Source organism: Streptomyces cyanogenus (assembly GCF_017526105.1).
In the GTDB taxonomy this organism is placed as follows: Bacteria; Actinomycetota; Actinomycetes; order Streptomycetales; family Streptomycetaceae; genus Streptomyces; species Streptomyces cyanogenus.
The window spans coordinates 8,076,194-8,090,404 of sequence record NZ_CP071839.1 but is presented as its reverse complement, the minus strand read 5'-3'; the positions used below and the strand labels follow the sequence as shown (position 1 = coordinate 8,090,404).

General features: G+C 72.5%; 11 protein-coding genes, 1 pseudogene and 1 riboswitch. Of the genes and pseudogenes, 6 read left to right on the top strand and 6 right to left on the bottom strand.

Going from position 1 to position 14,211, the window contains the following annotated elements; translation table 11 throughout:
- Positions 1-144: 144 nt before the first annotated feature.
- Together S1361_RS35725 and S1361_RS35720 are read left to right on the top strand one after the other, a co-directional pair.
- Positions 145-504: a nuclear transport factor 2 family protein gene (locus S1361_RS35725; protein ID WP_208035963.1), complete on the top strand. Its 360-nt coding sequence runs from the start codon at positions 145-147 to the stop codon at positions 502-504.
- 130 nt (positions 505-634) lie between these two features.
- Positions 635-715, top strand: a riboswitch (ZMP/ZTP riboswitch).
- Positions 716-741: 26 nt separating this feature from the next.
- Positions 742-1,590, top strand: a complete 849-nt coding sequence (locus S1361_RS35720) for a bifunctional 5,10-methylenetetrahydrofolate dehydrogenase/5,10-methenyltetrahydrofolate cyclohydrolase (RefSeq protein WP_208035962.1) — start codon at positions 742-744, stop codon at positions 1,588-1,590.
- Positions 1,591-1,603: 13 nt separating this feature from the next.
- On the opposite strand, the gene S1361_RS35715 is transcribed toward S1361_RS35720, so the two are convergent.
- The gene (locus tag S1361_RS35715) at positions 1,604-2,584 is read right to left on the bottom strand and encodes a CU044_5270 family protein (protein WP_208035961.1); all 981 of its coding nucleotides are present in this window, start codon (positions 2,582-2,584) and stop codon (positions 1,604-1,606) included.
- A 406-nt stretch (positions 2,585-2,990) separates the two neighbouring features.
- A pseudogene (locus S1361_RS35710) lies at positions 2,991-3,491 on the bottom strand (RNA polymerase sigma factor); the annotation flags it as partial.
- Positions 3,492-3,597: 106 nt separating this feature from the next.
- Here S1361_RS35710 and ctaD point away from each other — a divergent pair.
- Both ctaD and S1361_RS35700 read left to right on the top strand, forming a co-directional pair.
- Positions 3,598-5,217, top strand: a complete 1,620-nt coding sequence (gene ctaD, locus S1361_RS35705) for an aa3-type cytochrome oxidase subunit I (RefSeq protein ID WP_208035960.1) — start codon at positions 3,598-3,600, stop codon at positions 5,215-5,217.
- The gene (locus S1361_RS35700) at positions 5,214-5,546 is read left to right on the top strand and encodes a hypothetical protein (RefSeq protein ID WP_208035959.1); all 333 of its coding nucleotides are present in this window, start codon (positions 5,214-5,216) and stop codon (positions 5,544-5,546) included. The genes ctaD and S1361_RS35700 overlap by 4 nt, the downstream gene beginning before the upstream one ends.
- A gap of 90 nt (positions 5,547-5,636) precedes the next feature.
- Here S1361_RS35700 and S1361_RS35695 read toward each other — a convergent pair whose 3' ends face one another.
- Both S1361_RS35695 and S1361_RS35690 read right to left on the bottom strand, forming a co-directional pair.
- The gene (locus S1361_RS35695; RefSeq protein ID WP_208035958.1) at positions 5,637-6,662 is read right to left on the bottom strand and encodes an alcohol dehydrogenase; all 1,026 of its coding nucleotides are present in this window, start codon (positions 6,660-6,662) and stop codon (positions 5,637-5,639) included.
- Between the two features lie 109 nt (positions 6,663-6,771).
- Entirely contained in the window at positions 6,772-7,434 is a 663-nt protein-coding gene (locus S1361_RS35690; RefSeq protein ID WP_208035957.1) for a TetR/AcrR family transcriptional regulator, read from the bottom strand.
- Between the two features lie 138 nt (positions 7,435-7,572).
- Here S1361_RS35690 and S1361_RS35685 point away from each other — a divergent pair, with 138 nt between their 5' ends.
- The gene (locus S1361_RS35685) at positions 7,573-8,826 is read left to right on the top strand and encodes a YncE family protein (RefSeq protein ID WP_208035956.1); all 1,254 of its coding nucleotides are present in this window, start codon (positions 7,573-7,575) and stop codon (positions 8,824-8,826) included.
- Between the two features lie 61 nt (positions 8,827-8,887).
- Here the strand turns inward: S1361_RS35685 and S1361_RS35680 are convergent, their stop codons facing one another.
- Together S1361_RS35680 and S1361_RS35675 are read right to left on the bottom strand one after the other, a co-directional pair.
- Positions 8,888-10,744, bottom strand: coding sequence for a cellulase family glycosylhydrolase (locus tag S1361_RS35680; protein ID WP_208035955.1), 1,857 nt, complete (start codon positions 10,742-10,744; stop codon positions 8,888-8,890).
- A gap of 69 nt (positions 10,745-10,813) precedes the next feature.
- Positions 10,814-12,799: an elongation factor G gene (locus S1361_RS35675; RefSeq protein ID WP_208035954.1), complete on the bottom strand. Its 1,986-nt coding sequence runs from the start codon at positions 12,797-12,799 to the stop codon at positions 10,814-10,816.
- 195 nt (positions 12,800-12,994) lie between these two features.
- On the opposite strand from S1361_RS35675, the gene S1361_RS35670 reads away from it, so the two are divergent.
- Entirely contained in the window at positions 12,995-14,116 is a 1,122-nt protein-coding gene (locus tag S1361_RS35670) for an XdhC family protein (protein WP_208035953.1), read from the top strand.
- Positions 14,117-14,211 lie beyond the last annotated feature (95 nt).

Below are 14,211 nucleotides of genomic sequence, written 5' to 3'. Positions count from 1 at the left end.
GCGGTCCGGGGCGGCGGGCCGCGGCCCCCCGTGGGGCGGAGGCGGCGGCCGGGCTTGCCGTGGCCGCCGGGGCGGAGGACGCTCGGAGGTGGGGCCCGTGCGGTCCGATCCTGGCCGGGCCGCGGGCGCCTGAAGGAGGTCACCATGGGTACCGCGACGGCTTTCGACACCGAGACACTGCGCCGGGCCATCGAGGGCAACACCGGCAACAACCTGCTGTCGCTCTACGCGGACGACGCGGAGATCCGTATCGTCGACCGCAACAACCAGCCCAGTCATCCCACGGTCCTGCACGGCCGGAGCCAGATCGCCGAACTGCTGGACGACATCTACAGCCGCGACATGACGCACAAGCTGGACCGGTGCGTCGTGCAGGGCGACCAGGCCGCGTACAGCGAGTCGTGTGAGTACGCGGACGGCACCCGGGTGCTCGCCGAGTCGATGGTCACCCTGCGGGACGGCAAGATCGCCGATCAGCTCATCGTCCAGGCCTGGGACGAGTAGGGCCGGTCGGGCACGGCAGGCGCCGGAAGGAGTATCGGACCGGTCCAGGTCGCCGCACGTCCGGCCTGGACCCGGGGGAACGCGCTCCCGGCCGGGGGTCGGAAGGCCGTAGACGCTCTCGGTTACGCTGTACGCGGGCCGTGACTGGCGCTGAGGTGGAGTACCACCGGGGAGCGGTCCGTGGTGGTTGCCGCGCGCCTGGGCGAGGAGAGTCGATCCAGCTCAGGAGTGTGCAGCATGACCCAGGCCCGGTTGATGGACGGCACCGCGCTCGCCCGCCGCATCGTCGAGGACACCGCGGAGAAGGCCGCCCGCGTCACCGAGCGCACCGGTACCGCACCGTGTCTCGCGACCGTGCTCGTCGGGGAGGACCCGGCGTCGGTGACGTACGTCCGGATGAAGCAGAACCGCTGCCGCGAGGCCGGGATCGAGTCCCGGCACGTGGCGCTGCCCGCGAGCACCACGACCGGCGAACTGGTCGGTACGCTGCGGGAGTTGTCGGCAGACCCGGAGGTGCACGGGATTCTGCTCCAGCACCCGGTGGGCGACCACGTCGACGAGCGGGCCGCGTTCGAGGCGATCGCGCCGGAGAAGGACGTGGACGGCGTCACCTTCGCCTCGTTCGCCACGATGAGCTTCGGGCTGCCGGGCTTCGTCTCCTGCACGCCGGGCGGCATCGTGCGGCTGCTGGACGAGTACGGTGTCGACCCGGCCGGGAAGCGGGCCGTGGTGGTGGGCCGCAGCGCGATCCTCGGCAAGCCGGTGGGCATGCTGCTGCTGGCCCGGGACGCGACCGTGACGTACTGCCACTCGCGCACCCGGGACCTTTCCGCGGCGGTGCGCGAGGCCGACATCGTCGTGGCCGCGGTGGGCCGGCCGCGGCTGATCCGCGGGCAGGACGTCAAGCCGGGCGCGGTCGTCGTCGACGCGGGCTACAACCCGGGGAACGTCGGCGACGTCGACTTCGACTCGGCCGTGGAGCGGGCCTCGCTGATCACCCCGGTGCCGGGCGGAGTCGGTCCGATGACGATCGCCACGCTGCTGGAGCAGACCGTGACGGCCGCCGCCCGGCAGCTCGGGGTGTGACGGGCGGCGCGGGTCAGCGCATCCAGGCGCTGTACTCCATGACGTCCCCGGCCTTCACTCCGTAGGCGGGCGCGTCGCGGGTGAAGGTGGTCTCCAGGCCGAGGACGGCACCGGTGCGCGCGTCGAGGATCAGCATCCGCCGGCCGCCTCCGCCCTCTCCCCCGTACACGTACGCCTGCCCGGGGCGGCCGAGGCGGTCCGTCACCTGTCCCGCGGGCCGCAGCCCCTTCGCGTCCGCGAGGATCCGGACCAGGGCTGCGGACTCGCGGGCGCCGAGGGTCCAGTGGTCCAGCAACTCCGCTGTTGCGTCGAGGAGTTCGGGGGTCTTCAGGGAGTCGGTGCGGACGGTTTCGGCGAGGTAGGCGCGCAGGGCGGCCGGCGTGTGCGGCGGGGATGCCTCCGGCGGGGCGTCGCTCCAGCTGGGCGGGTACGTGGTCCGGCTCAGGACATGGCCGTCGGCCACCAGGCCGGGGTCGCCGTCCTCGTCGGTGAGGACCGGGCGGCCGGGACGGCGCGGGTCGGTGGCCACGACCAGCTCGGTGTGGCTGTCGTCCGCCCGCCAGCGCACGACACGCTCCTCGGGCAGGGTGACGGGTGGCTTCCCGTCCGTCATGCCGAGGCTCCACGTCTGCACGTGGGTGCCCTTGCGCAGCCGTGGCGATCCGGTTGTCGCGGCGGTATCGGCCAGTTCGGCCAGCTGGGTCAGCGGTACGGGGGTGGAGTGGGCGCGGACGGCCAGCGGCCGGGGTGCGGCGAGAGCGGGCTGTGTGCTCGGCCCACCGAGCAGCGCGGCCACCGCGGTCGCCACGACGACCCCGGTGGCGGCCAACCCCCACAGCAGCCGGGACCGGGGGGTACGGCGCGCCGGCCGCGCCTCCTGCAACAGCCGCTCCAGCCGCATCTCGGCCCGGTGGTCCAGCGGTCCGTCCCCGAAGTGGGGGCCGTCCACGGGAACCGGATCGGCACGTCGGAGAAGGTCGAGTTCGTCAGGCATGTCGGTGGTCCTTGCGCAGGCATGCGTGGGCGGTGGGCACGGGGGGAGAGGCCGGCCGCCGGGGGCCGTCGGAGGACGGCCCGGCCTCGGAGCGGTCGGCTTCGGCGGACCGCCGTACGCGATCGGCTCCACCGTCGGCGGCCGGGGCACCGGTGCGGGCAGGGCCGGCCGGCCGGGGGCCCGCGCCGGACGCCCGCACGGTCAGGGATGCGGCCGTGGGCGCCGAGGGCCCGGGACCGGCCTTCGGGGACGTACGGCTCGATGGCTCCTGCGACCCCCACCCGGGCTCGGCCGACTCACCGGCCGACGGTGCCGCGGACCTCGGACCCGGCTCGGTCGGTGCATCGGGCGAAGGCGCCACAGCACCCCCCACGGGCCCGCCGGGCGCGCCGGCCGGCGGCGGCGTAGGGCGCAGGCGGGCTATTTCCGTGCGCAGGCGGTGGCGGGCGCGGTGGAGGCGCATCGTCGCCGCGCGGCGGCCGCAGCCGAGGGCGACCGCGATCTCCTCGGCGCCGAGTTCCTCCCAGGCGGCGAGGCGCAGGATCTCCTGGTCGCCCGGGGAGAGCCGGTCCAGTGCCTCGTGCACCCAGGCGCCCGGCGCCTCCGTGCCGGGGCCGGCCGCGATGTGCCGGCCGTGCGCGGCCTCGTCGTTGCCGAGCCGGTCCACCAGCCGGCGCCGCCGCCCGTAGCCGCGTACCGCGTTGGCCAGGCAGTTGCGGGCCACCCCGTACAGCCAGGGCAGCGGCGCGGCCGGCAGGTCCGCCCGGCGCCGCCAGGCGACCGTGAACACCTCCGCCACCACTTCCTCCACCTCGTCGGCCCGCCCCTGAAGTCGCCTCGCGACATAGCGGCTGACCGCCCAGTAGTGCTCGCGATAGGCAGCGGCGAAGATCTCGTCGTTGCTCATGCTCGGTTCGTGTCCGGCACCCCCCGGATCGTCACACCCTTCTCCCGTGATGCTCCTCGCGTCGTCCGAGTGTGACCCGCGGGCCGGGTGCGGACACAGGCGGGGTGTGAAGAGGATCAGAGACAGCAGGGCCGTGCAGTGGCTCACCAGCACCGACCACAAGACGATCGGAACGCTCTACTTGGTCACCGCGTTCGCGTTCTTCCTGATCGGCGGCGTGATGGCGCTGCTGATGCGCGCCGAGCTGGCCCGCCCGGGCCTGCAGTTCATGACGAACGAGCAGTTCAACCAGGCGTTCACGATGCACGGCACGATCATGCTGCTGATGTTCGCGACGCCGCTGTTCGCCGGTTTCACGAACTGGATCATGCCGCTGCAGATCGGCGCGCCCGACGTGGCGTTCCCGCGGCTGAACATGTTCGCCTACTGGCTGTACCTGTTCGGCTCGACCATCGCCGTCGGCGGCTTCCTCACCCCGGAGGGTGCGGCGGACTTCGGCTGGTTCGCCTACTCCCCGCTGTCGGACGCGGTCCGCAGCCCGGGCCTGGGCGCCGACATGTGGATCATGGGTCTGGCCTTCTCCGGCTTCGGCACCATCCTCGGCGCGGTCAACTTCATCACCACGATCATCTGCATGCGTGCCCCGGGCATGACCATGTTCCGCATGCCGATCTTCGTGTGGAACGTGCTGCTGACCGCCGTGCTGGTCCTGCTCGCCTTCCCGGTCCTGGCGGCCGCGCTGTTCGCCCTGGAGGCGGACCGCAAGTTCGGCTCCCACGTCTTCGACGCGGCGAACGGCGGAGCCCTGCTGTGGCAACACCTCTTCTGGTTCTTCGGCCACCCCGAGGTGTACATCATCGCCCTGCCGTTCTTCGGCATCATCAGCGAAGTCATCCCGGTGTTCTCCCGTAAGCCGATGTTCGGCTACATGGGCCTGATCGCCGCGACCATCGCGATCGCGGGGCTGTCCGTGACGGTGTGGGCCCACCACATGTACGTCACCGGCGGGGTGCTGCTGCCGTTCTTCTCCTTCATGACGTTCCTGATCGCGGTGCCGACCGGTGTGAAGTTCTTCAACTGGATCGGCACGATGTGGAGGGGAAGTCTCTCTTTCGAGACGCCGATGCTCTGGGTCATGGGGTTCCTCGTCACCTTCGTCTTCGGCGGGCTCACCGGCGTCATGCTCGCCTCCCCGCCGCTCGACTTCCACGTCTCCGACTCGTACTTCGTGGTGGCGCACTTCCACTACGTGGTCTTCGGCACGGTCGTGTTCGCGATGTTCGCCGGCTTCCACTTCTGGTGGCCGAAGATGACCGGCAAGATGCTGGACGAGCGCCTCGGCAAGATCACCTTCTGGACGCTGTTCACCGGTTTCCACGGCACCTTCCTGGTCCAGCACTGGCTGGGCGCCGAGGGCATGCAGCGCCGGATTCCCGACTACCTCGCGGCGGAGGGGTTCGCCACGCTCAACACGGTCTCCTCGGTGTTCTCGTTCCTGCTCGGCGCGTCCCTGCTCCCCTTCCTCTACAACGTGTGGAAGACGGCCAGGTACGGCAAGCCGGTCGGCGTGGACGACCCGTGGGGCTACGGCCGCTCGCTGGAGTGGGCGACCTCCTGCCCGCCGCCGCGGCACAACTTCCTCACCCTGCCGCGGATCCGCAGCGAGTCCCCGGCGTTCGACCTGCACCACCCGGACGTACGGGAACGGGAGCTGACCGCACCGTGACGGACCGCGACGAACGGGATCTCGTCCGGCAGATCGAGGGACACCTGCTGCTGGCCGCCGCGCGGGAGGAGGGCCGTACCGCCGCGGCGCGCCTCAGCTCCCGGCTGGGCTGGCTCACCGACAGCCAACGGCAGGACGTGGAGCGGCAGTTCGAGGCGGAGTACCTGGCGCTGGCCCGCCTGTCGTGGCACCGCACGGCCGAGCGGGCGGAGGAGCTGCGGCAGGTGTACGAGGCGCGGTACCGGGCGCTGCGCGGAAGGCTGCTGGCCTGCTGCGTGCTGGGGTGCGCACTGCTGGCGGCGGCGGTCCTGGTGGTGTCCGCCGCCTAGCGCGGGTCCGTCAGGTCCGGGACCACTTGCGGTCGGCGCCGCCGTTGCTCGCTCGGCAGGCGGGCGCGGGCCGTGGGGCGGCCCCGGGTGTCAGCCCATGGTGAGCACCATCCGGAAGCGGGCGGCGCCGGAGAGCATCTTGTCGTACGCCTCTCCGGCCTGCTCCAGCGGGACCGTCTCGGTCATCGGGCGGATGCCGTGCAGGACGCTGAACGCCATGGTGTCCTCCACGTCCTGCGAGGTGCCGGACGGGTGCCCGCGCACCACCCGGCCGGTCATGAGCAGTTGGGCCGGGCTGATGCCGAGCGGCGTGGTGTCCGCGCCGATGGCCACCAGTTCGCCGCGGTGGGCCAGGCCGTCCGCGGTGGCGGTGATGGCCTCGGAGTTCCCGGCGGTGGCCAGTACGACCCTGGCGCCGCCGAGGGACTGCAGCGCCTCGGCGACCGGGGTGCCGGAGCTGCTGTCGACGTAGTGGTGGGCGCCGAGCTGCTGGGCGAAGTACGCCTTCTCCGGGCCCCGGGCGATGCCGACCGTCTCGAAGCCCATCGCGACCGCGTACTGGACACCGAGGTGCCCCAGACCGCCGAGCCCGAGCACCGCGACCAGGTCCCCGGGCCGGGCGGAACTGCGCCGCAGACCGTTGAACGTGGTGACGCCCGCGCAGGCCATCGGTCCGGCGTCGTTCGCGGCCAGTCCTTCGGGGATGCGGGCGAGCGCGTCGGCGGGTGCGATCACCTTCTCGCCGAAGCCGCCGTCGTAGGCCCAGCCCGGCACCTTGAGGGTCCGGCACACGATGAAGTCGCCCTCGCGGCAGGGCGTGCAGTGGCCGCAGCTGCCGCCGAACCAGCCCACGGCCACCCGGTCGCCGACCTGCCAGCCGCGCTCCCCCACTCCCTCGCCCAGTTCCTCCAGGCGCCCGGCGATCTCGTGCCCGGGGACCTCCGGGAAGGACACGCCGGGTAGCGCGCCGCTCACGAAGAGGGCGTCGCTGTGGCAGACCCCGCACGCCTCGACGGCGATCCGCACGTGGCCGGGTCCCGGTCGCGGCACCTCGCGCTCGACCAGCTCGAAGGTGCCGCCTGGCTCGATCACCTGCGCGACTCGATAGGTACTCATGGGTCTCTCCGGAGTACGGGTACGACGGTCCCCCGCACCAGCAGACCAGCTCCGGCCCGATCCCGCGCGCCGAACCCGGACGCCCCCGCGCCGACCTGGGCGGTCCCGGTCAGGGGTGCCCGGGTCGCCAGCCCTCCGGCCGGAGCATCCCCAGCAGCAGCCGGACCAGCTCGTCCACCACCTCGTCGAGCGTGGCGTCCACCCAGCCGGCGGTCCAGTCGTGCAGCAGGCCGTTGACGCTGCCGATGAAGGCCGTCGCCGCGAGGCGGTAGTCGCGCGGCGCCGCCTCGCCGCGGGCCACGGCCGCGTCCGCCTCGGCGCGGATGAGGTCGACCCAGCGGGCGCGGCGGGCCAGCCGCTGCTCCTCCAGGCGCGGACTGACCCCGATGATCTCCACGAACGCGATGCGGATGCGGCGCGGGTCGCAGGTGACGTCGCGGGCGTAGGCACGGAAGAGCACGGTGGCGCGCTCGGCCAGCGGCAGGCCGTCCGCGGTGGCGAGGGCGGCCAGGACGGCCTGTTCGGCCCAGCCGTTGACCTCCAGGTGCAGCGCGGCGAGGACGTCCTCCAGGGTGCGGAACTCCTCGTAGAACTGGCGGGTGGACAGGCCCGCGGCCTGGCTGAGCGCGGCGACCGTGGTGCCCCGGTAGCCGGGGGTGTCGCCGAACAGGCGCAGGGCCGCGTCGAGGAAGCGGCGGCGCCGCTCGGCCTGCCGTTCCTCGGCGGACCGGCCGCCGTACCGTCCCGTCGGCGCTCTGAGCCTGCCCCCCACGCGTCCCCCTCCGTCGTCCACCGAACCCCAATCTTGTCGTGCACACATCTTGTCGAGAAGGCCGCCCCCTCCTTACTTTTCAGTAAGTTCACTGTGAATGCGCTTGTGTTCAGATTCCCCCGAGGAAAGAGAGCCGTCATGCCTGCCTCCAGAACCAGGCACCTGTGCTCCGTGGCCGCAGCCCTCGCCCTGACCGCCGCCGGCCCGGCGACCGCCGCCTCCGCAGCCTCCGCCGCCCCCGACGGGCTGCGCGAGGTGCTGTTCGTCGGCAACAACTGGGACGGCACCGCCGATGTCATCCGCTCCTCCGGCGACTTCGCGAAGATCGGCCGGATCGACGTGATCCCCGACAAGGACGCGCGGATGGCGGAGATCAACGCGGATCCGATCAAGTGGATCTACTTCCAGGCGATCCGCAACAGCGTCGGCGAGGGTCACGACCAGTTCGCCGACGACATGTACTCCACCCCGGACGGCCGCTCGGTGGTGGTGTCCCGGCCGAGTTTCGCGGACGTCGTCTCCATCGACCTGGCCGACGGAAAGGTCAACTGGCGCTTTCCGGTGGCCGGTTACCGGGCCGACCACATGGCGGTCTCCCCGGACGGGACCCGGGTGGCGGTCTCCGCCTCGACCGCGAACACCGTGCACGTGCTCGACATCGTCACCGGCAGGCAACTGGGGTCGTTCGCGACCGGCGACAAGCCGCACGAGAACATCTTCACCAAGGACGGCAAGTACATCTGGAACATGTCCATCGGTGACGTCAACACCGCCCTGGACGCCCCGGGCTGGGACTGGACCAAGGGCGACCGGCACATCACGGTCGTGGACGCGACGACGTACAAGCAGGTCAAGGTCGTCGACATGCGGCAGCGGCTGGACGCGTTCGGGCTGAAGGACTTCTCCGACGCGGTCCGCCCCGCCGTGTTCTCCCCCGACGAGTCCAAGCTGTACTTCCAGGTGTCGTTCTTCAACGGCTTCCTGGAGTACGACGTCGCCACCGACAGGATCACCCGGATGAAGACCCTGCCGAAGAACCCGGCGACCAGCGAGGACCGCACCACCTGGGTCAACGACTCGCGTCACCACGGCTTGTCGATGAACCCCGGGGGCACCAAGCTGTGCGTCGCGGGCACCATGGACGACTACGCGACCGTGGTCGACCGCGCCTCGCTCCAGGAGGGGCCGCTGGTGACGACGTCCAAGCCGTACTGGGCGACGGTCAGCGGGGACGGCAAGGACTGCGTCGTCTCCGAGAGCGGTGCCGACCAGGTGACGGCGATCGACTTCGCCACCGGCCGGAAGGTGACGTCGGTCCCGGTCGGCGACCATCCGCAGCGGGTCCGGCTCGGCCATGTGCAGGCCGACTGGACCGGCCCCGGCGGCAGCTGACGCTCCACCGGACCGTGGCCTCCGGGATGCCCCACTCACCCCGGAGGCCACACCGCTGCCGTCAGAAGCGTGCCGCCGCCCATGCGGCCAGCTCCGCCTTCGCCGCGGCCAGCAGGTCCGCCGAGGGGGCCGGGGCGCCGTTGGTGACGAGGGCGTAGTGGAGGATGCCGGAGTCCGCGTCGGTGAGCAGCAGCCGGCGGCTGCCCGTGCCGCCCGGCTCCGGGGCCACGGCGACGGGGGTGGCGGAGGTGTACGCGGGCGGAGCGTACACCGTGCCGAGGTCGGAGACGACCGTGGTGGCGGCGGTCGGGAAGGACGCCGGCAGGTGCAGCTCGGTGGGCGCGGTGCCGTCGCCGGAGCGCCACACGAGCAGCCCGTACTGGCCCGTGCCGACCAGTTCCGCCACGTTCGGCAGGGAGCCGGGCACCGGGTTCCAGGTGAGGGTGGCGGAGCCGTCGCGGGAGCGGTCCTCGTAGGTGAAGGCGAGGGCGGTGCCGGCCGTGGCGCCCGGGTAGAGGCGGTCCAGGAGGCGGGCGTCCTGGCGCAGGACGACGTTCCCGGAGTCGTCGAGCCGTACCGCCGACAGGTCCTCGTCGTTCCAGGCGTCCCCGGCGGTGAGCACCTTGCCGGGGTTGCCGTTCATCAGCTCGTGGTGCCGGCCGTTGTAGAGGTCCCACTGCCACTGGGTGCCGGACAGCACCGGCCCGGAGGCGGCCGGTCTCGCCCACCAACTGGCCCCCGGCAGACGGGAGTCGAGGGCCTGGTACATGGCCTTCAGGACGGTCGGGGCCTTGTCGGAGACCGTGCCGGACAGGGGGTGGCCGAACTCGCCGACCACGGCCGCGGTACCGGCGGCCGTGGCCCGGTCGCGGACGGCGGCGAAGTCGGAGGCGTACTGGCCGTCGGCCGCCTTGCCCCACATCAGGATGCCGGAGATGGCCTTCTGGTCGTAGAAGTGGGTGTTGAAGACGTAACCCGGGCCGAGCGTGCCCGCGTCGAGCAGGCCGCCCTCCTGTCTCTGGGTGGAGATGTTGGCGTTCCAGAAGAGGTTCGGTTCGACGAAGGCCGGCTTGTCCTGCCAGCCTGCGGCGTCCATGCCGGCCCGGAAGCGCGCGTAGAACGGCCAGAGCAGGTCGTGTTCCCAGGTGCGGGAGCTCTGCCCGGAGTCGTAACCGCCGGCGTACGGCTCGTTGTACGGGTCGAAGCCGGCGATCCCCGCGAACTCCGCGGCGCTCAGGTGCTGCCGCAGGTAGGCCATGGTGCTCCGGGCGGTGGCCAGGAAGGCGTCCTGCAGGCCGTGGGCGTTGTGCCAGAAGTCGTACTGGGCCTTCCGCACGGCCGCGTTCTGGGTGATGTTCTGACCCCAGAAGAGGCAGATGCCACAGGACTCCTTGGGATAACCCCCGGCGTCCACCGCCCACTCGGGGGCGCCGTCGCCGGTGTACCAGCTGCCGGTGCCGAACAGGTACCGGGAGAAGAGGTCCTGGTGGAAGTCGGGGTAGACCCGGATGCCCGCGTCCAGGAAGGCGCGCAGTTGCTCGGTGGCGGCGGCCAGGTAGGCGGTGTCCACCCGGCCGCGCACGGGCTCGGCGTACGCCCAGGAGAGCAGGAAGCGGACCGCGTTGCCGCCGCCGAGGGCGCGCAGCGCGGCCGCCGACCTGCGGGCGTCGGCGACCGAGGCGAAGGGCAGGCCGCCGTTCTCCTCCAGTTTGGTCTCGCCGGAGACGTTGTAGCCGCGCAGGACGATCTCGCGGCCCTGGCCGTCGGTGAACCGGCCGTCCCGCACGGTCAGCGCGGCGCCGTCGAACCAGAGGGAGTCGGAAGGGGTGGCGGCGGTGGCGGGCGGGACTCCCGCCACCGTCAGGGATCCGCTGAGGACGACCAGCACAGCCAGCAGACGTGCCCGGAGATTCGGCATGTCCACCACGGTCCGGCCATGTCCGGACAGCGTCAATAGCTTCTGACTCCTCAGTAAGGTGACGACTGGTCAGCTCGGCTCGCCGACGCGACGCATGAAGTTCAGCAGGTACTCCTTCCGGTTCAGCGGGTTGTGGTCCGTGCGCGGCCGTTCGGGGACCGTGCCCCGGGTCACCGGCGCGTAGTGGTCGAAGGCCGTCTCCAGCTCGCCCTCGCCCCGGGTCAGTCCCGGCAGCCGCTGCTCCAGCGTGTGCACCCGGGCGGCCGGAACGGTGCCCTCCAGCACACCGACCGCCGCGTGCGTGCCGGTGCTCTCCGGTACCGCGCCGAGCCGGGCCAGCACCGGCAGCAGCGCGCCGAGCGTGTCGGCCGGCGCCTCCAGCCGGAAGCGGTGCACCGGTTCGTGCACCAGGGTGCCTGCCCGGCGCAGCGCCTCGGTCAGGACGAGCGGGGTCAGGCCCCGGAAGTCGTAGCCGGTGCTGGACATGCTCTTGTCGAAGCCCTGGTGCGCGTGGCTCTGCCGGGGCGAGTAGCCGGAGTGGGTCATGGTGACCGTGCAGTCGGTGACCTGCCAGCCGTGCAGGCCTTGACCGAGCGTCTCCCGGACGGTGTCCTCGACGGCCTTGAAGAACGCGTACGGCATCGAGCCCAGCTCCACCTCCCGCCGGAATGCCACGCCCGCGCCGGGCGGAGCGGGGTCGACGCGCAGGCCGACGGTGGCGAGGAAGGGGTTGTCGTCCTTCTTGTTGAACTCGACGGCGTGCCCGCTGCCGACCGGGCGTTCGATGCACAGGGTCGTCGTCTCGCGGAAGGAGACGGCCAGGCCGTACTCGTCGGCGAGGGTGGCCTGGACGACCTCCTTCTGCACCTCGCCGTAGAGGGACACCGAGGTCTCCCCCCGCAGTTCGTCGTGGCGGACGCCGATGAGCGGGTCCTGCTCGGCGAGCTGGGTGAGCGCGAGGTGCAGCGAGCGCCGGTCCGTGCCGGGGCCGGGGACGACGACCGTCTCCAGGGTGGGCGGCGCGAAGTGGTGCTCGTACGACCTGTTCGGGATGCCGAGCGCGTCGCCGATCCGGATGCCGCCGAGGCCCCACACCTTGACGATCCGGTCCGCTCCGGCACTGTCCGCCCGGGTGTCCGTGCCGTGCGCGAAGACGCTCATCCCGGTCACGCGTCCTTCCTCGGGGCCCCGGCGGCCGTCCCCGAACGCGATCCGGTCGCGGACGCGCAGGGTGCCGGAGAAGAGGCGCGCGTAGGCCGCCTTCTCCCCCGCCGGGCCCCGCTCGATCTTGAAGACCGTGCCCGACAACGGGCCGTCCGGGTCGCCGCCGGCGGCGGGCAGCAGCCGTTCGATGCCGGCGACCAGGTCGGGCACACCGGCGCCGGTGATCGCGGATCCGAAGTACACCGGGTGGACGGCCGCGCTCCGGGTCTGGGCGGCGAGGGCGCGGCGGAGCCGGTCCGCGGGGACCCCGCCGTCGAGGTAGGCGGCGAGCAGACCGTCGTCCCGGTCCGCCAGCGCCTCCAGCGCGGCCGGGCCGAGGCCGGGGCGGAAACGGGCGGCACGCGTGCCGAGCCCCGCGGCCGTCCCCATCGGCACGAGCGGTACGGCGAGCCGCTGGGCCATCTGGCGGAGCACCGCCGCGTCCCGGGCGCCGCGCCGGTCGATCTTGTTGACGAAGACCAGGGTGGGGATGCGCAGCCGGCGCAGGGTGCGCATGAGCACCCGGGTCTGCGCCTGGACGCCCTCGACGGCGGAGACGACCAGGACCGCACCGTCGAGCACGCCGAGCACCCGCTCGACCTCGGCGATGAAGTCCGGGTGGCCGGGGGTGTCGATGAGGTTGACGGTGACGCCGTCGAGCGGGAACGACACGACGGCGGACTTGATGGTGATGCCGCGCCGGCGCTCCAGCGCGAGGGTGTCGGTGGTGGTGCTGCCGGCGTCGACGCTGCCGACCTCGTCGATCACTCCGGCGGTGTGCAGGAGCCGTTCGGTCAGGCTCGTCTTACCCGCGTCGACATGGGCCAGGATTCCCAGATTGAGCAGAGGCACGAAGTGTCATGTCCTTGAGAGAGTGGGCGGTTCCTTCCGGGCTGGACATGAACGGTGCGCGCATGATCGCTCCTGGTGGGTTCGGGAACTCGACCGGTGCAGTGCAGCAGAACGGCGACGGCACCACCAACGGATTAACGTTCAACCAAATGCCGTGCCGGGTGAGGCCGGGGCAGGCGAGCCGAGGAGCGGACGATGCGTGAGATTCTCGCGGTACTGGACCGGTGGTACGCGGCCCGGGTGCCGTTCGGGCTGGCCACGGTCGTCTCCGTCAGCCGCAGCGCGCCCCGCGGGCCCGGCGCCGCGCTGGCCGTCGGCCCGGACGGCGAGGTGGTCGGCAGCGTCTCCGGGGGCTGTGTGGAGGGCGCGGTGTTCGAGCTGGCCCAGGAGGTCGTCGAGACCGGCGCGGTCCGGCTGGAGACGTTCGGTTACAGCGACGAGGACGCCTTCGCGGCCGGGCTCACCTGCGGTGGCGAGATCACCGTCCTGGTCCGGCCGGTGACCCCGGCCCGGGATCCGGTGTTCGGCGCGGTCGCCGCGTCCGTCGCGGACGGCGAGCCGGTCACCGCGGCCACCGTGGTCGACGGGCCGGCGCCGCGCGGCGCCACCCTCGCGGTGTGGCCGCGGACGGCCGCCGGCAGCCTGGGCACCCGGGGGCTCGACGCGGCCGTCGCGGCCGACGCGCGCGGCGAACTCGCCCTCGGTGTGACGGGGCTGAGGCACTACGGGCCGCACGGGGAGCGGCGCGAGGACACCGTCACGGTGTTCCTGCACTCCTTCGCGCCGCCGCCGCGCATGCTGGTCTTCGGCGCCATCGACTACGCGGCGGCCGTGGCCCGGCTCGGGGACTTCCTCGGCTACCGGGTGACCGTGTGCGACGCCCGGCCGGTGTTCGCCACGCCCCGGCGGTTCCCGGAGGGCGTGGAGGTCGTCGTGGACTGGCCGCACCGGTATCTGCGCGGCACGCACACCGACGAGCGGACGGTGATCTGTGTCCTGACCCACGACCCGAAGTTCGACGTGCCGGTGCTGCGGGAGGCGCTGCGCCGCCCGGCCGCGTACATCGGGGCGATGGGCAGCCGGCGCACCCACGACGACCGGCTCCGCCGTCTGGTCGAGTCCGGCCTCACCGACGAGGAACTGTCCCGCCTGCGCTCCCCGATCGGCCTCGACCTCGGCGCCCGTACGCCGGAGGAGGTGGCGGTGTCGGTCGCGGCGGAGATCGTGGCACTGCGCTGGGGCGGCAGCGGGGCCCCGCTGAGCAGGACGAGCGGGGAGATCCATCCGCACGGGTGGTCCGGCGCCCCGGGCTTCTGAAGGGGCGTCGGCCGGGTGGGGAGAGCTCCTGGCGATGAGGGCCGGCGTGCGGGGCAGCGGCAGTGCGGCGCCGACACCCTGCCGGCCGTGACCGG